Source organism: Streptomyces sp. NPDC001153, assembly GCF_053598315.1.
On sequence record NZ_JBSFJZ010000014.1, the window covers coordinates 170,777 to 186,075 of the forward strand.

Here is a 15,299-nt window from a genome sequence, read left to right on the forward strand (position 1 = left end):
GGGGAGGCCTCGACTCCATGACCCACACGACGACCGACCAGCCGGCCCGGAGAGCGGGCGGCGCCGTGGTACCGGTGCTCGCCTTCGCGGGCATCGTCGTCGCGGTGATGCAGACGCTGCTCGTGCCGGTCATCAAGGACCTGCCGCAGCTGCTGCACACCGCTCCCTCCAACGCCACGTGGGTCCTCACCTCGACCCTCCTGTCCGGCGCCGTCGCCACCCCGATCATGGGCCGGCTCGGCGACCTCTACGGCAAGCGGCGGATGCTGATCCTCAGCCTCGCCGTGATGGTGGTCGGCGCCCTGGTCAGCGCGCTCACCAGCCAGCTGCTCACCATGATCGTCGGCCGGACCCTCCAGGGCTTCGCCATGGGCGCGATCCCGCTCGGCATCGGCCTCATGCGGGACATGCTGCCGCGCGAGAAGCTCGGCTCGGCCATGGCCCTGATGAGCTCCTCGATCGGCGTCGGCGGCGGCCTCGCGCTGCCGGCCGCGGCCCTGGTCGCACAGCACACGAACTGGCACGCGCTGTTCTACGGCGCCGCCGGCCTCGGCGCGCTGTCCATCGTCCTGACCCTCCTGGTCGTACCCGAGTCCCCGATGCGGGCCGAGGGCTCCTTCGACCTGCTGGGCGCGATGGGCCTGTCGACCGGCCTGGTACTGCTCCTGCTGCCCATCACCAAGGGCAGCGACTGGGGCTGGTCCTCGGGTACGACGCTCGGTCTGTTCGGCGCGTCGGTCGCGGTCCTCCTGCTGTGGGGCCTGTTCGAGCTGCGCCACCGCGCGCCGCTGGTCGACCTGCGCACCACCGCGCGCCCGGCCGTCCTCTTCACCAACCTCGCGTCGATCATGGTCGGCGTGGCGTTCTACGTCGTCTCCCTGGTCCTGCCCCAGCTGCTCCAGCTGCCCAAGGCCACCGGCTACGGCCTCGGCCAGTCCATGGTCGTCGCGGGTCTGTGCGTGGCCCCGCTGGGCCTGACGATGATGTTCACGGCTCCGGTCTACGCCCGGCTGTCCGCCAGGTACGGCCCGAAGGTCACCCTCATCATCGGCCTGCTGATCATCGCGATCGGCTACGGCGGCGGGCTCGGCCTGATGGACGCGGCCTGGCAGACGATCGTCACCTCCGTGGTCCTCGGCGCGGGCATCGGCCTCGCCTACTCCTCGCTGCCCGCGCTGATCGTCGGCGCGGTCCCGGCCTCGGAGACCGGCGCGGCCAACGGCCTGAACACGCTGATGCGGTCCATCGGCACGTCGGTGTCCAGCGCCGTCATCGGCATGGTGCTCGCCAACACGGCGAACAACGTGGGCGGCATCGCGATCCCGACCATGCACGGCTTCAGGGTGTCCTTCCTGATCGCGACCGCCGCGGTGGCGGTGGGCCTGCTGCTCGCGCTGTTCCTGCCGAAGGCCTCCCGGCCGGGTCAGCAGCACACCCAGCTGCGGGCCAGCAGCGAGGAGGACGCTTCGCTGGAGCGGGCCGAAGAGGTGCTGCGGGGATTCCGGGGACGGGTGCTCGGCGCCGACGGTGTCCCGGTCGCCCGGGCCAAGGTCACGCTGATCGACCGGCGGGGGCGGCAGGCGGGGGCGACCGTCTCCGACGAGGACGGCGGCTATGTGCTCGCGGTGCCGGCGCAGGGGGCGTACGTGCTCGCCGCGAAGGCCTCCGGCCATGGCCCGCTTGCTTCCGCCGCGACGCATTCCGGGGAGGAGCGGGCTGTCGAGCTGGATCTTTCGTTGCCTGGGGAGACTGTGAGCGCCTAGAGCTCGGGGGGTTCTGTCGTATCGCGGGTGCGGCTCCGTCGTGGCTGGTCGCGCAGTTCCCCGCGCCCCTTCGGAACGCACCCCCTGTCACATGGCTGACCGGGGGTGCGGCAGCATGGGCGGCTGGAACAGTCGTACGACCGGAAGGCCGCCCATGCCCGCCAGCGCCCCCAAGCCCGAGATCCTGGCCGCTTTCGAGGCGGCCAAGGGGTTCATGCCCGTGGACGAGGGGCTGGCGCTGTACGAGGCCGCGGTGGAGGCGGGGCGGCTGGGGCTGCCGTTGCTGGAGGTCGGGACGTACTGCGGGCGGTCCACCGTGCTGCTCGCCGACGCCGCCCGTGAGGCGGGGGTCACCGCGCTGACCGTCGATCATCACCGGGGCAGTGAGGAGCAGCAGCCGGGGTGGGACTACCACGACCCCGAGACCGTCGACCCCGAGGTGGGGCTGATGGACACCCTGCCGGCCTTCCGGCGGACGCTGTTCAGGGCGGGCCTGGAGGAGCACGTGGTCGCCCTCGTGGGCCGCTCCCCGCAGATCGCGGCCATCTGGAACTCCCCGCTCGGTCTCGTCTTCGTCGACGGCGGCCACACCGACGAGCACGCGGGCGCCGACTACGAGGGCTGGGCGCCCCATGTGGCCGAAGGGGGACTGCTGGTCATCCACGACGTCTTCCCGGAGCCCGAGGACGAGTTCACCGGGCAGGCGCCGTACCGCGTGTACCTGCGGGCGCTCGGGTCCGGGGCGTTCACGGAGGTCTCGGTGACCGGCTCCCTGCGCGTCCTGCGGCGAACGGGAGCGGGGATCTGAGGCCCCGGTTAGAGTCACAGACGTGTCGTACCTAGGCCCGGAGTTCGATTCCCCGCAGCCGCGCCGCCCCCGGCGCGGCCCGCTGACCGTGGCGCTCGCCGCGCTGGTGCCCGGTGCGCTGCTCGGCTGGGTGGTGTACGAGGCGGTGGGCGGCGGTGCCGGCAGCGGCGGCGCGGGCCGTGCGGCCTCCGCCGCTCCGGCGTCCGGTACGTCCGCCGCGCCCTCGTCGTCCGGTCACTCGGCCTCCCCTTCCGCTTCCGCGACGGACGACGGCAAGCAGCCCTCGGGAGGTTCCGCCTCCGGTCCGCTCAAGGGCAAGGTCGTCGTCATCGACCCCGGGCACAACCCCGGCAACTTCCAGCACACGGCCGAGATCAACCGCAAGGTGGACATCGGCACGAACTGGAAGGAGTGCGACACCACCGGGACGTCCACCAACGACGGGTACACCGAGGCCCGGTTCACCCTGGACGTCGCCCACCGGCTGCGCACGCTGCTGGAGCAGCAGGGCGCCACGGTGAAGCTGACCCGCGACGGCGACAGCCCGGCCTGGGGGCCGTGTGTGGACGAGCGGGCCCGGATCGGCAACGACGCCCACGCCGACGCGGCGATCTCCATCCACGCCGACGGTTCGGTGGAGGGCAACCGGGGCTTCCATGTGATCCTGCCGGGGTCCGTGCACGCGGGTGCCGCCGACACCCGGCCGATCGTCGGGCCCTCGCACGACCTCGGAGTGCGTATCGCCGGGAACTTCGTGCGCGACACCGGGGAGCCGCCCTCCAACTACCTCGGGAACGGTACCGGTCTCGTCACACGTACGGACCTGGGCGGTCTCAATCTGTCAACGGTTCCGAAGGTGTTCATCGAGTGCGGCAACATGCGCGATAGCAAGGACGCGGCACTGCTGACCAGCGGCGCCTGGCGGCAGAAGGCCGCGCAAGGGATCTCTGAGGGAATCGTGAGTTTCCTGCGCGCTTCGTGACCGACGGGCGGAACCGACCGGACAGCCGGATCTTGCGGACGGTAGTGTCTACGGACGACGAGACGACTACGAAGGACCTGAAGTGAATATCCGCTCCCTCACTAGAGGCGACGGCGTGGTGATCGGAGCAGCGGTGGTGCTGTTCATCGCGTCGTTCCTCACTTTCGAGAGCTTCTCCGGCTTCGGCACCAGCGAGAGCCGGAACGCGTGGGACAGCCTTGGTACAGGCCTGGGCATCTACATGGGCGCGGTGATCGGTGCCGTCCTCATCGTCGTCAACCGCTGCCTGCCGCAGCCCCGCAAGGTGCTCGGGCTCGACCTCGGACAGGTCGGCACCGCGTTCCCGGTCCTGGCGGCCTGGGCGCTGCTGTGGACGCTGATCGACGTGCCCGACGGTGTGGACGCCGGCGCCGGTCTCATCCTCGGCCTCATCGCCGCTCTGGTTCTCGCGGGTGCCGCCATCGCCACCCCGCTCTCCCCGCCGCTGCAGGCCGCTCTGATGCCGGCCCCCAAGCCGGTCGCCCCGCAGCCCTACGGCGCCCAGCCGCCCGGTGGTTACGGCTACCCGGGCGCCCAGCCGCAGCCGGGACAGCCGTACGGTGCCCAGCCGCAGCCGGGCCAGCCGTTCGGCCAGCAGCCTGCCGCGCAGGGTGCTCCGGCGCCCGCGCAGCCGCCCGCCGGGGACTTCTCGCCGTTCTGGTTCGCCGTGCCGGTGACCCGCCCGCTGTTCGCGGAGGACGGCTCGCCGACCCCGATCGCCGAACTGGCGCCGGGCACCTGGTACCTGGCCGTCGAGCAGCGCGGTGCCGCGCTCGTCGCGCAGACCCAGGACGGCCGCCGCGGTGTGCTCCAGGACACCTCCGGCATCCAGCGCGGCTGAGCCGCGCACACCGCCGCGCACGGCCCCTCGCCCTTCCGGGCGGGGGGCCGTTGTCGTACAGTCGCCTCCCGGCAGTGAACTGACGGATCGTCAGGAGGCAGGCGCATGCGGCTCGGTCTCGCACTCGGTTACTGGGGACGCGGCCCGGACGCCGGTCATGTGCCGCTCGCCCGGGAGGCGGAGCGGCTCGGGTACCACTCGGTGTGGACGGCCGAGTCCTGGGGCTCGGACGCCTTCACCCCGCTGACCTGGATCGCCGCGCGGACCTCAACGATCAGGCTGGGCACGGCCGTTGCCCAGATGGCCGCCCGCTCGCCGGCCACCACCGCGATGCACGCGCTCACCCTGGACCACCTCTCCGGCGGGCGGATGCTGCTCGGGCTCGGGCTGTCCGGGCCGCAGGTGGTGGAGGGCTGGTACGGCCGCCCGTTCCCGGCGTCGCCGCTGACCGCGACCCGGGAGTACGTGGACGTCGTACGACAGGTGCTGCGGCGGGAGGCGCCGGTGACCTCCCGCGGGCGCTTCCACCCGCTGCCGTACCCGGGGCCGGACGGCACGGGACTCGGCAGGCCGCTCAAGCCGATCACCCATCCCCTGCGGGCCGATCTGCCCGTCCTGCTCGGCGCCGAGGGCCCGAAGAACGTGGCCCAGACCGTCCGCATCGCCGACGGCTGGCTGCCGCTGTACTGGGCGCCGAGCCGGCCGGAGGTGTACGGGGACGTGGTGCACGAGCTGCCGGAGGGGTTCCTGGTGGCTCCGATGGCCCGGGTGAAGGTGTGCGACGACGTGGCCGAGGGGCTGCTGCCCGTGAAGGCCATGCTCGGCTTCTACATCGGCGGCATGGGCCACACCTCCCGCAACTTCCACGCCGACCTCATGGCGCGCATGGGGTACGAGAAGGAGGCCCGGCGGATCCAGGACCTGTTCCTGGCGGGCCGGCGGGAGGAGGCCGTGCTGGCCGTGCCGGACGCCTTCGCCGACGAGATCTCACTGGTCGGGCCGCGTGAACGCATCGCCGAGCGGCTGGAGTTGTGGCGCGCGGGCCCGGTGACGGACCTGCTGGCCCTGTCACCGGACCCGCACACCCTCAGGGTGCTGGCGGAACTGAACTCCTAGCCGCCGGAGAGCTGGGACGCCGAGGGCACCTGTTCCTTGACCGGGGCGCCGGCGCTGCTGCCCGCGTCCTTGACCTTGCCGATGATGTCGTTGAAGGAGCCGGCCGCGGCACCGTCGCCGCTGCGGAGCTTGGACGGCAGGTTCTTCAGGGCGTCGATACCGGCGCTGAGCGGCGCCAGCGCCTTCGACAGCAGCGGGTCGCCCTGGGCGTTCCGCTGAGCCGCCTTGAGCCGGTGATAGGTGAACGCGCCGGCCAGACCGGCCTTCACCAGGGTCATCTTGCGGCCCTTGGCGCCCTTCTTGAACTGGCCCGCCTTCCAGGGCTTCACGATCCACTGGTAGGTCGCGCCCGCCGCGAGTCCCGCGTTCGCCACGAACCGGGCCTTGGCGAACTTCTGCCGTTCGGCGGAGGTGGTCGGGCTGGGGGTTTCGGCGGCGGGGACGGCGGCCCGGACCGCCGCGGTGTCCCGCGTACTGGTCTTCTCGCTGCTGCCACAGGCGGTGGAACCGGCCAGCAGGGCGCAGCACAGCGTGAGCGCCATGCAGAGGCGCCGTATGGGTACGGGCACTGGATCCTCCGGACGTGTCCTCCCCGAGCGGACTGCTTCCTCCGGAAGCGTCACCCGGGAGCGCCGGTCGCGCCACTCGGCGTCCGCCGTTCGGGTTTCACCGCTCGCCGCCCGGCAATCCGGAAGGTATGTCCCCTCGATATCGCAACGGTGCCCATCAGGCCGGAACGGTCATCGCGGTCGTCGCCGACATCATGGCGGTGATCCTCGGCCTGTGGATTCTGATGTACCTGCTGGCCGCCAACCGCGCCAACAGCCTGGTCCGGGTCGTCCACCACGCCGCCGCCTGGCTGGCGGGCTGGTCCCACGACCTCTTCACGTTCAACGAGGCCTGGGCGCGGGTGGTCGCGGGCTACGGCCTGGCCGCGGTGGTGTACCTGTTCGTGGGCCACGCCATCGCCAACCGGATACACCGGCTCTGAGCCGCGTGGGCTAGCCGCAGCAGTCGGGGGCGAGCCCCAGCGGCAGATGCTCCCCGCCGAAGACCGCGCAGGTCGCCTCGTGGCCGCCCAGCGCCGCGACGGCGAGGAGCAGTGAACCGGCCGTCCACGTGGTGAGTTCGCGGGGCCAGATCGCGTCGTCCTCGAAGACGTAGCCCGTCCAGTACAGACCGCTCTCCGGGTCGCGCAGGTGCTGGATGGACTGGAGGATCTCCAGGGCGCGGTCCGACTCCCCCACCGCCCACAGGGCCAGGGCGAGCTCGCTGGACTCGCCGCCGGTGACCCACGGGTTGGGGACCACGCAGCGCACGCCGAATTCCGCTACGACGAACCGGTCCCAGGACTCCGCTATGCGGGCCCTGGCCTCCTCGCCCGTGAGCGCGCCGCCGAGGACCGGGTAGTACCAGTCCATCGAGTAGCGGTCCTTGTCGAGGAAGCGCTCCGGGTGCCGGCGGATCGCGTGCCGCAGTCCCCCGACCGCCAACTCCCAGTCGGGCTGCGGCTCTTCGCGCTGCTCGGCGATGGCGAGGGCGCAGCGCAGCGCGTGGTGGACCGAGGAGCTGCCGGTCAGCAGGGCGTCCCCGGTGGGCGTGCCGTCGTCCTCGCGGCGCCAGCCGATCTGGCCGCCGGGCTGCTGCAGGGCGAGCACCCACTCCATGGCCGCGTAGACGCACGGCCACATGCGGTCCAGGAACGTGTCGTCGCCGGTGGAGAGGTAGTGGTGCCAGACTCCTACGGCTATGTAGGCGACGAAGTTCGACTCGCGGGCGCGGTCGGTGACGTCGTCGTGGGCGCCGTCGGCGTAGGCGGCGTACCAGGAGCCGTCCTCGTTCTGGTGCCGGGCCAGCCAGTCGTAGGCCCGCTCGGCGGCCTCGTGCTCGCCGGCCGCGTCCAGGGCCATCGCGGCCTCGGTGTGGTCCCAGGGGTCCAGGTGATGCCCGCGGAACCACGGGATGGCGCCGTCCTCCCGCTGTACGGCGAGGATGCCACGGACGGTCGCGGCGGCCTGCTCGGCGGTGAGGACCCCGGGCAGGACGAGGTGTTCCGTCCGGGGAGTGGTCACTTGGCGGCCGCCTCTTCGTCGAGACGCGGAAGGTGCGGCTTGGTCGCGTAGACCACGAAGCTCTTGCCGATCAGCGGGTTCAGCGCCTGCTCGGCGACCCGGGTGGCGAGCGGCTTCTTCATGATGTCCCAGACCAGCAGCTTGTGGTACGCCCGCACCGGCAGCGCCTTGTCGTTGTCGACGCCGAACGCGCACTTCAGCCACCAGTACGGCGAGTGCAGCGCGTGGGCGTGGTGGCTGCCGTACGGCTTCAGGCCCGCCTCGCGGATCTTCGCCACGAGTTCGTCGGCCTTGTAGATGCGGATGTGGCCGCCCTCGACCTCGTGGTAGGCGTCGGACAGCGCCCAGCAGACCTTCTCCGGGCCGTAGCGGGGCACGGTGACGGCGATACGGCCGCCCGGCTTGAGCACGCGGACCATCTCGGCGAGCACGCCCTTGTCGTCGGGGATGTGCTCCATCACCTCGGAGATGATGACCACGTCGAAGGACTCGTCCGGGAAGGGCAGGGCGAGCGCGTCGCCCTCCATGGCCGTGGCGGTGGCGCCCTCCGGTGCCTCCCCGGCCTCCTTCATCGCCGCGAACCACTTGGCGACCTCGCGGATCTCCTCGCCGTTCTGGTCCAGGGCCACGACCTGGGCGCCGCGCCGGTAGCACTCGAAGGCGTGGCGGCCGGCCCCGCAGCCGAGGTCCAGGACTCGGTCGCCCGGGGCGAGCGGGAACCGGGAGAAGTCGACGGTCAGCACGTGGCCCTGCTTTCGGAAGAGACGCCTGCAACGCTTGCGGGGGCCGCGGGGCGGCCGGGAATCGGGGCGGCGGTGGGGGCGGTGGGGACGCCCCGGTGCGAGCCGGTTCGCACGGGTGAGCGGCCGGCGCGGGCGATGGCCTCGCGGTAGTGCGTCACCGTGCCCTCGGCGGCGCGGGCCCAGGTGAAGTGCCGTAGCACCCGCTCGCGGCCGGCGCGGCCGAGCCGCACCCGCAGCTCACGGTCCCCCAGCAGCCGGCCGAGGCCGGCGGCCAGCGCCCCCGCGTCGCCGGGCGGCACCGCGAGGCAGGTCTCGCCGTCGCGGCCGGCGACCTCGGGGATCGCGCCGCCGGTCGTGGCGACCAGCGGGGTGCCGGTGGCCATGGCCTCGGCAGCGGGCAGCGAGAAGCCCTCGTACAGCGAGGGCACACAGGCCACCTCGGCCGAGCGGATCAGGTCGACCAGCTCGGCGTCGGAGATGCCCTTGACGAACTCGACGGCGCCCTCGAGGCCGTACCGCTCGATCGCGGCCGCGACCGGCCCCTCCTCGGGGCGCTTGCCGACGACGACGAGATGGGCGGCCGGGTGCTCGGTGCGCACCTTGGCCAGCGCCTCCACCAGGAACATCAGCCCCTTGAGCGGCACGTCGGCGCTGGAGGTGGTGACGATCCGGCCCGGCACCTCGGGCACGGCCGGATTCGGCGCGAACAGATCGGTGTCGGCGCCGATGTGGACCACGTGCACGCGGTCGTCACGGACGCCGAGGTGGTCGACGATCTCCTGCTTGGAGCTGCCGGAGACGGTGAGGACCGAGGGCAGCCGGCGCGAGACGCGCTTCTGCATCCGGGTGAAGGCGTACCAGCGGCGCACCGAGTAGCGGCGCTGCCAGCCCTCGGCCGCGTCCAGCTCCAGCTGCCGGTCGACGGTGATGGGGTGGTGGACGGTGGTGATCAGAGGGGCGCCGATGTCTCCCAACAGCCCGTACCCGAGGGTCTGGTTGTCGTGGACGACGTCGAACTCGCCGCGCCGGGCGCGCAGATGGCGGCGCGCGCGGAGGGAGAAGGTCAGCGGCTCCGGAAAGCCGCCGGTCCACATCGTGGCGACTTCCAGGGCGTCGATCCAGTCCCGGTACTCGCCCCGCCCGGGGGTGCGGAAGGGGTCGGGCTGGCGGTAGAGGTCGAGGCTGGGCAGCTCGGTGAGCGTGAGCCCGGGGTACCCCTCGTCGAGCACCGGATACGGCTGCGAGCCGATGACCTCGACCCGGTGTCCGAGCCGGGCCAGCTCACGCGAGAGATGCCGGACGTAGACGCCCTGGCCGCCGCAGAACGGGTTCCCTTTATAGGTGAGGAGGGCGATGTCGAGCGGTCGCTCGCCGTCGGCAGCGGGGTCCTGCTCGACGCCCGCCGCACGGGCCTCAGCGGTCACTCCGTGCCCCCTTCTGCCTGCACCGTCCCGCGACACTACGTCGGGACGCTAATCTAGAACAAGTTTCAGACTTGATCGTTCAAGAGGCTCTGAATCTACCGGCAGGTAGGGGCGCTGTGAGCAGTGGATCAGGTGATTCACGCCACGGCGCGGCGCCCTGCCCTGCTGTGTGATCACGTGCCCCACAGACGCCTTCACCGACTGTCACGGAACGGGACCCATGCCTGCGGAAGCCAGTGTTTCGAGGCCTTCCCCCACGCTCGAACGAGCTCGCGCGGGGGGACCCCCATCGCCGCCTCTGACCGAGCGCCAGGAGGCCCGCCGCCGCCGGATCCTGCACGCGAGCGCCCAGCTGGCCAGCCGGGGCGGTTTCGACGCCGTGCAGATGCGCGAGGTCGCCGAGTCCTCGCAGGTCGCCCTCGGCACCCTGTACCGCTACTTCCCCTCCAAGATCCACCTGCTGGTGGCGACGATGCAGGACCAGCTGGAGCACATGCACGGCACCCTGCGGAAGAAGCCCCCGGCCGGCGACACGGCCGCCGAGCGGGTCGCCGAGACCCTCATGCGGGCCTTCCGCGCCCTGCAGCGCGAGCCGCACCTGGCCGACGCGATGGTCCGCGCCCTGACCTTCGCCGACCGCAGTGTCTCGCCGGAGGTCGACCAGGTCTCCCGCCAGACCACCCTGATCATCCTGGACGCGATGGGCCTGGAGAACCCCACCCCCGAACAGCTCTCGGCGGTCCGCGTCATCGAACACACCTGGCACTCGGCCCTGATCACCTGGCTGTCCGGCCGCGCCTCCATCGCCCAGGTGAAGATCGACATCGAGACGGTGTGCCGGCTGATCGACCTGACGGAGCCGGGGGTCGAGCGTCGCTCCGGTTCCCGTCGCCAGAGGCTGAGATGAGGCCGATCGGTCATACCCGGTCGGCGATGTGGTCGCCTGTCCGAAGTCCGGCCACCCCGTCCTCGATGTGACGGAATCGACCACCGATGTCTGGGATTCCGGCCGGAACCATGACGAGGCCGGTACGCGGGTCCCGGTCCGTCACCCGGTCCCGCCGGACGGTGCCTTGGGGCGAGCGCGGCGTCGTACCAGCACACCGCGCTCACCCTCGGCGGGAGGGCGACCCGGGGACCCGCGGCCCTACTCCTCGGGCGGGAACACCGCCTCCCCGCTCCCCACCAGTGTGATCACGATCGCCTCCACGGGGCAGCTCTCGGCCGCCTCCAGGACCGGTTCGGCGGCGTCGGTGTCCGGTTCCACCGGGTGGGACTGGCGGGCGGAGTCGAGGCGGAAGGCGTGCGGGGCGTGGTGGAGGCACTGGGCCGAGCCGATGCACACCGACCGGTCGACCTCGACGTGCCAGCGGTCGCCCATGGCCTACGCCCCCGCCGGCAGGTGGATCATCTTGTGCTCGAGGTAGGCGCCGTACCCCTCCGGGCCGAACTCCCGCCCCAGCCCGGAGTTCTTGTAGCCGCCGAACGGGCCCAGCATGTCCAGGCTGAAGGTGTTGACCGAGTAGGTGCCGGTGCGGACCTGCCGCGCCACGTCGATGCCGTGCTCGACGTCGGCCGTCCACACGCTGCCGGACAGGCCGTAGTCGGAGTCGTTGGCGATCTTCACGGCCTCGGTCTCGTCGCCGTACGGGAGCAGGCAGATGACCGGGCCGAAGATCTCCTCGCGGGCGATGCGCATGGAGTTGTCCACGTCACCGAAGAGGGTCGGTTCGACGTACCAGCCCCTCTCCAGGCCCGCCGGCCGGCCGCCGCCGATGAGGATCTTGGCGCCCTCCTCCTGGCCGATCCGGATGTAGTCGAGGTTGCGCTGCTGCTGGCGGCGGGCGACCAGCGGGCCTACCTGGGTCGCCGGGTCCAGCGGGTCGCCGACCTTCAGCGCGCCGGCCGCTGCCGCGAAGGCGTCGGCGAACTCGTCGTAGCGGGCGCGCGGGACGAGGATGCGGGTCTGGGCCACGCACGCCTGCCCGTTGTTCATCCAGGCCGCCGGGACGATCCCGGCCACCGCCGTCCGCACGTCCGCGTCCGGCAGGACGACGGCCGCCGACTTCCCGCCCAGCTCCAGCGTGACCCGGGTGAGGTTGCGCGCGGCGACCTCCATCACCCGCCTGCCCGCCGCGACCGAGCCGGTGAAGGAGACCTTGTCGATGCCGGGGTGGCCGACCAGGCACTCGCTGACCTCGCGGTCGGCGGGCAGTATGGAGAGCACGCCCTCGGGGAGACCGGCCTCCCGCACGATCTCGCCCAGGAGATACGCGTCGAGCGGGGACTCCGGGGACGGCTTCAGTACGACCGTGCAGCCGGCCAGGAGCGCGGGCGCGAGCTTGGCGGCGGCGACGAACTGCGGGACGTTCCAGGGGACCACGGCGGCGACCACACCGACCGGTTCGCGGCGGACGAGGATCGGGCCGAGGACACCGTCCCGGCGCTCCTCGTACGGGTAGTCCCGCGCGACCCTGATCGCGGCGTCCCACACCATCATCGCGCCGAGCGCCTGGGCGAGGACGCTCCAGGAGTACGGGGATCCGTTCTGGGCGGAGATCACCCGGGCGATCTCCTCGTGCCGGGCCGCGATGCCGTCCTTGATGCGGGTGACGACCTCGATCCGCTCCGCCAGGGTCGCCCGCGGCCACGGCCCCTCGTCGAAGGCACGGCGCGCCACCGCCACCGCCCGGTCCACGTCCTGCCCGGAGGCGTGCGGCACCCGGCCGATGACCTCCTCGGTGTGCGGGGAGATCACCTCGATGACGTCCTTGCCCAGGGGCTCGGTCAACTCCCCGCCGATGAACAGCTGTCCGTGTTCCACGAGCTCGGTCATGGCCGACTGCCTCCCACCGCACCGCACGTTTCTGACGCTGTTTCAGAACTGATATCAGTTCTAGTTATAGGGGGCAATGGCCGGCACCGGACGGGCTGCACCAGCGGATTCGCCGTCGGCGCGGGGAGGCGGTGACGCCGCCGCAGCGGGTCCCCCGAACGGAGGCCCTGCATTGTTTCAGAACCCATGGGGCCGTTCGAAGGAATCGAGGCCCCGAGACAGCCAGGAGCGTCACGCGCGGTCAACCGCTCTTTTCCCTGCCCTCAGCGTGATTCCGAACCGGGACAGGGCCGGCACCCGGACCCCTCCCCGGCATGAATGGCCCATACAAGGGAGGGCTACAGACATATCCGCGCTTTGTAACGCGGAACCGTTCCTTCCTCCGGTGCCGCCGTGGAGGGCCACAGTGTGGACCCTCGGCACAGAGCCGGGAATTTCCGGATTTGCACGCCCATCCCTGCCAAGGATGGTGTGCAACGAACGTGAGGTGACAGATTCATGTCTGTTTCTCGTACGACGGCCCGCCTGATCGCCACCTGTGTGGCCACGGGCGCCCTCGTCGGCGCGGCCGCCATGCCGGCCCTGGCCGCCGGGGGCGGCCAGGAGCGCGACAACGGAAGGAGTTACTCGCTCAGCCACAGGATCGACCACGACCACGACGGCCGCTTCGGTGACCGGGACCGCGACCACGACCGGGGCTGGGGCCGGGACCGCGACCGGGGCTGGGGCCACGACCGGGACCACGACCGGGGCCGGGACCGGGACTGGCGCTGGGACCGGGACCACGACCGCGGTCGGCACCACGACCGGGACTGGGGCCGGGACCACGACCGGGGCCGGCACCACGAGCGGGGCTGGGACCGGGACCGGGATCACGGCCGGCACCTCGGCCACCGCTAGCCCGCCCCGGAGGCCGTGCCGTGACGCGGGGGCGCACGCCCACCGCCTCCCGTCGCCATAGCCGGCACCACCGCTGAACCCAACCGGAGGGCCGAAGCTCCCTGCAGTCTTCGGCCCTCCGACCACGCCCTGGGCCGGGCCGTGTGAGGGTCACCGGCAAAGCAGACGCTCAGCGGTATCTGACGTTCCATCAGTTCTCGTTATAGTGGGCCATGGCCGTGGGTCCGGGCGGTGGGGCGGAGGACAGATGGCGACGACGTTCGAGCACGGCGGGGGCGTACGGTCCGTGGCCGTACCCATCCCGGACAACCCCCTCGGTCACACGCTGGTCTACGTCGTGGCGACCGACCGCGGCCCGGTGCTGGTCGACACCGGGTGGGACGATCCGGCGTCCTGGGACACGCTCGTGGCGGGGCTGGCCGCGTGCGGTACGGCGGTGCCGGAGGTGTACGGCGTCGTCATCACGCATCACCACCCGGACCACCACGGCCTGTCGGCCCGGGTGCGCGAGGCCTCCGGCGCCTGGGTGGCGATGCACGCCGCCGACGCGGCGGTCGTACGGCGCACCCGGGAGGCACGGCCGGAACGCTGGTTCAGCTACATGAGCGCCAAGCTCGCGGCGGCCGGCGCGCCCGAGGAACACCTGGCGCCGCTGCGCACACCCCGTACCCCCCGCACCCTGCCCGGCCTCTCCCCCGCCCTCCCGGACCGGGAGATCGTCCCCGGCGAGCTCCTCGACCTGCCCGGCCGCAGACTGCGCGCGATCTGGACCCCCGGCCACACACCGGGCCATGTGTGCCTGCACCTGGAGGAGGATCACCCGGACCGTCGACTTCCGGGACAGGGGCGGCTGTTCAGCGGTGACCACCTCCTGCCCCGGATCACCCCGCACATCGGCCTGTACGAGGACCCCGACGACACGACCGTCACCGACCCCCTCGGCGACTACCTCGACTCCCTGGAACGGATCGGCCGCCTCGCCCCCGCCGAGGTCCTCCCCGCCCACCAGCACGCCTTCACCGACGCGCCGGGCCGGGTACGGGAGTTGCTCGCCCACCACGAGGAGCGGCTGGCCGGTCTGCTCGCCCTGCTCGCCGAGCCGCTCACGCCCTGGCAGCTGGCCGAGCGCATGGAGTGGAACCGCCCCTGGGCCGAGATCCGCTACGGCTCCCGGAACATCGCCGTCTCAGAAGCCGAGTCCCATCTGCGCCGCCTGGTCAAGCAGGGCCGGGCGGAACCGGTGGCGGGGAGCGAGCCGGTGGCGTACGTGGCCGTGTAAATGGTTCGCCTCCCCTGGGGCGCCCCTGCTACACAGCCTCATGGACCCCATGAAGCGGCTTTTCGCCGAGCGTGCCTGTGAGCGAGCGGTCGTCGAGTTCGTCCACCGCCTCGACCTCGGTGAACCGGCCGCCGTGGCCGACCTGTTCACCGAGGACGGTCTGTGGGAGTGGCCTGCGCCGGGAGACGGGCGCCGGATCCAGGGACGACAGGCCCTGCGCGCGTATTTCGGCTCCCGCCCCGCCAACCGGCTCTCCCGCCGGATCATGTCCAACATCCTGGTCACGGTGACCGGTCCGCGCGCGGCGACCTCCACCGCGTACTTCACGACGTACCGCGTCGACGGACACGACGGGAGCGGCGGCCCCGTCCCCGCCGGGCCGCCCGTCCAGGTGGGTCACTACGAGGACACCTTCCGCCGGGTCGACGGCACGTGGCTGATCGCCTCCCGCACCCTGCACCTGCCCTTCGGCGGCGACACCCCGAGGGTCGGCTGA

The 15,299-nt window shown here is 72.0% G+C and carries 16 protein-coding genes; 10 read left to right on the top strand and 6 right to left on the bottom strand.

The annotated features are described in order from the left end of the window. The first annotated feature begins 17 nt into the window (after positions 1-17). The 5 genes from ACWDEN_RS18365 (at position 18) to ACWDEN_RS18385 (ending at position 5,549) form a co-directional block, all read left to right on the top strand. On the top strand, positions 18-1,763 hold the full coding sequence (locus tag ACWDEN_RS18365) for an MFS transporter (protein WP_351604430.1): 1,746 nt from the start codon (positions 18-20) through the stop codon (positions 1,761-1,763). A 154-nt stretch (positions 1,764-1,917) separates the two neighbouring features. Further along, entirely contained in the window at positions 1,918-2,571 is a 654-nt protein-coding gene (locus tag ACWDEN_RS18370) for a class I SAM-dependent methyltransferase (RefSeq protein ID WP_351604428.1), read from the top strand. Positions 2,572-2,593: 22 nt separating this feature from the next. Beyond that, complete coding sequence (locus ACWDEN_RS18375; protein WP_351604427.1) at positions 2,594-3,553, top strand: N-acetylmuramoyl-L-alanine amidase; 960 nt, start codon at positions 2,594-2,596, stop codon at positions 3,551-3,553. 82 nt (positions 3,554-3,635) lie between these two features. After that, on the top strand, positions 3,636-4,433 hold the full coding sequence (locus tag ACWDEN_RS18380; RefSeq protein ID WP_450859651.1) for a DUF5336 domain-containing protein: 798 nt from the start codon (positions 3,636-3,638) through the stop codon (positions 4,431-4,433). 105 nt (positions 4,434-4,538) lie between these two features. Then, on the top strand, positions 4,539-5,549 hold the full coding sequence (locus ACWDEN_RS18385; protein WP_450859652.1) for an LLM class F420-dependent oxidoreductase: 1,011 nt from the start codon (positions 4,539-4,541) through the stop codon (positions 5,547-5,549). On the opposite strand, the gene ACWDEN_RS18390 is transcribed toward ACWDEN_RS18385, so the two are convergent. Next, complete coding sequence (locus tag ACWDEN_RS18390; RefSeq protein ID WP_351604423.1) at positions 5,546-6,118, bottom strand: hypothetical protein; 573 nt, start codon at positions 6,116-6,118, stop codon at positions 5,546-5,548. The genes ACWDEN_RS18385 and ACWDEN_RS18390 overlap by 4 nt on opposite strands. A gap of 128 nt (positions 6,119-6,246) precedes the next feature. Between ACWDEN_RS18390 and ACWDEN_RS18395 the strand changes: the two genes are divergently transcribed. Next, entirely contained in the window at positions 6,247-6,540 is a 294-nt protein-coding gene (locus ACWDEN_RS18395) for a hypothetical protein (RefSeq protein WP_351604421.1), read from the top strand. A 10-nt stretch (positions 6,541-6,550) separates the two neighbouring features. Here ACWDEN_RS18395 and ACWDEN_RS18400 read toward each other — a convergent pair whose 3' ends face one another. The 3 genes from ACWDEN_RS18400 to ACWDEN_RS18410 are packed head-to-tail and all read right to left on the bottom strand — an operon-like array spanning position 6,551 to position 9,788. Then, entirely contained in the window at positions 6,551-7,621 is a 1,071-nt protein-coding gene (locus tag ACWDEN_RS18400; RefSeq protein WP_351604419.1) for a prenyltransferase/squalene oxidase repeat-containing protein, read from the bottom strand. Then, positions 7,618-8,364 (bottom strand): class I SAM-dependent methyltransferase, encoded by a 747-nt coding sequence (locus ACWDEN_RS18405; protein WP_351203473.1) that lies wholly within the window; start codon positions 8,362-8,364, stop codon positions 7,618-7,620. The genes ACWDEN_RS18400 and ACWDEN_RS18405 overlap by 4 nt, the downstream gene beginning before the upstream one ends. Further along, entirely contained in the window at positions 8,358-9,788 is a 1,431-nt protein-coding gene (locus tag ACWDEN_RS18410) for a glycosyltransferase family 4 protein (RefSeq protein ID WP_450859653.1), read from the bottom strand. The genes ACWDEN_RS18405 and ACWDEN_RS18410 overlap by 7 nt, the downstream gene beginning before the upstream one ends. A 220-nt stretch (positions 9,789-10,008) precedes the next feature. On the opposite strand from ACWDEN_RS18410, the gene ACWDEN_RS18415 reads away from it, so the two are divergent. Beyond that, entirely contained in the window at positions 10,009-10,695 is a 687-nt protein-coding gene (locus tag ACWDEN_RS18415) for a TetR family transcriptional regulator (RefSeq protein WP_351604415.1), read from the top strand. A gap of 240 nt (positions 10,696-10,935) precedes the next feature. Here ACWDEN_RS18415 and ACWDEN_RS18420 read toward each other — a convergent pair whose 3' ends face one another. Together ACWDEN_RS18420 and ACWDEN_RS18425 are read right to left on the bottom strand one after the other, a co-directional pair. Continuing rightward, positions 10,936-11,169 (bottom strand): ferredoxin, encoded by a 234-nt coding sequence (locus tag ACWDEN_RS18420; protein ID WP_228620044.1) that lies wholly within the window; start codon positions 11,167-11,169, stop codon positions 10,936-10,938. A gap of 3 nt (positions 11,170-11,172) precedes the next feature. Further along, positions 11,173-12,624: an aldehyde dehydrogenase gene (locus ACWDEN_RS18425; RefSeq protein ID WP_450859654.1), complete on the bottom strand. Its 1,452-nt coding sequence runs from the start codon at positions 12,622-12,624 to the stop codon at positions 11,173-11,175. A gap of 498 nt (positions 12,625-13,122) precedes the next feature. Here ACWDEN_RS18425 and ACWDEN_RS18430 point away from each other — a divergent pair, with 498 nt between their 5' ends. The 3 genes from ACWDEN_RS18430 (at position 13,123) to ACWDEN_RS18440 (ending at position 15,299) form a co-directional block, all read left to right on the top strand. Beyond that, complete coding sequence (locus ACWDEN_RS18430; RefSeq protein WP_351604411.1) at positions 13,123-13,524, top strand: hypothetical protein; 402 nt, start codon at positions 13,123-13,125, stop codon at positions 13,522-13,524. 247 nt (positions 13,525-13,771) lie between these two features. Continuing rightward, positions 13,772-14,803 (top strand): MBL fold metallo-hydrolase, encoded by a 1,032-nt coding sequence (locus ACWDEN_RS18435; RefSeq protein WP_351604409.1) that lies wholly within the window; start codon positions 13,772-13,774, stop codon positions 14,801-14,803. A gap of 40 nt (positions 14,804-14,843) precedes the next feature. Continuing rightward, positions 14,844-15,299, top strand: a complete 456-nt coding sequence (locus tag ACWDEN_RS18440; protein ID WP_351604407.1) for a nuclear transport factor 2 family protein — start codon at positions 14,844-14,846, stop codon at positions 15,297-15,299.

Bases quoted from the DNA above. Each gene is read 5' to 3' on its own strand.
- ACWDEN_RS18365 (WP_351604430.1), top strand. From the start codon at position 18: ATGACCCACACGACGACCGACCAGCCGGCCCGGAGAGCGGGCGGCGCC.
- ACWDEN_RS18370 (WP_351604428.1), top strand. From the start codon at position 1,918: ATGCCCGCCAGCGCCCCCAAGCCCGAGATCCTGGCCGCTTTCGAGGCG.
- ACWDEN_RS18385 (WP_450859652.1), top strand. From the start codon at position 4,539: ATGCGGCTCGGTCTCGCACTCGGTTACTGGGGACGCGGCCCGGACGCC.
- ACWDEN_RS18395 (WP_351604421.1), top strand. From the start codon at position 6,247: ATGTCCCCTCGATATCGCAACGGTGCCCATCAGGCCGGAACGGTCATC.
- ACWDEN_RS18415 (WP_351604415.1), top strand. From the start codon at position 10,009: ATGCCTGCGGAAGCCAGTGTTTCGAGGCCTTCCCCCACGCTCGAACGA.
- ACWDEN_RS18420 (WP_228620044.1), bottom strand. From the start codon at position 11,169: ATGGGCGACCGCTGGCACGTCGAGGTCGACCGGTCGGTGTGCATCGGC.
- ACWDEN_RS18425 (WP_450859654.1), bottom strand. From the start codon at position 12,624: ATGACCGAGCTCGTGGAACACGGACAGCTGTTCATCGGCGGGGAGTTG.
- ACWDEN_RS18430 (WP_351604411.1), top strand. From the start codon at position 13,123: ATGTCTGTTTCTCGTACGACGGCCCGCCTGATCGCCACCTGTGTGGCC.
- ACWDEN_RS18435 (WP_351604409.1), top strand. From the start codon at position 13,772: ATGGCGACGACGTTCGAGCACGGCGGGGGCGTACGGTCCGTGGCCGTA.
- ACWDEN_RS18440 (WP_351604407.1), top strand. From the start codon at position 14,844: ATGGACCCCATGAAGCGGCTTTTCGCCGAGCGTGCCTGTGAGCGAGCG.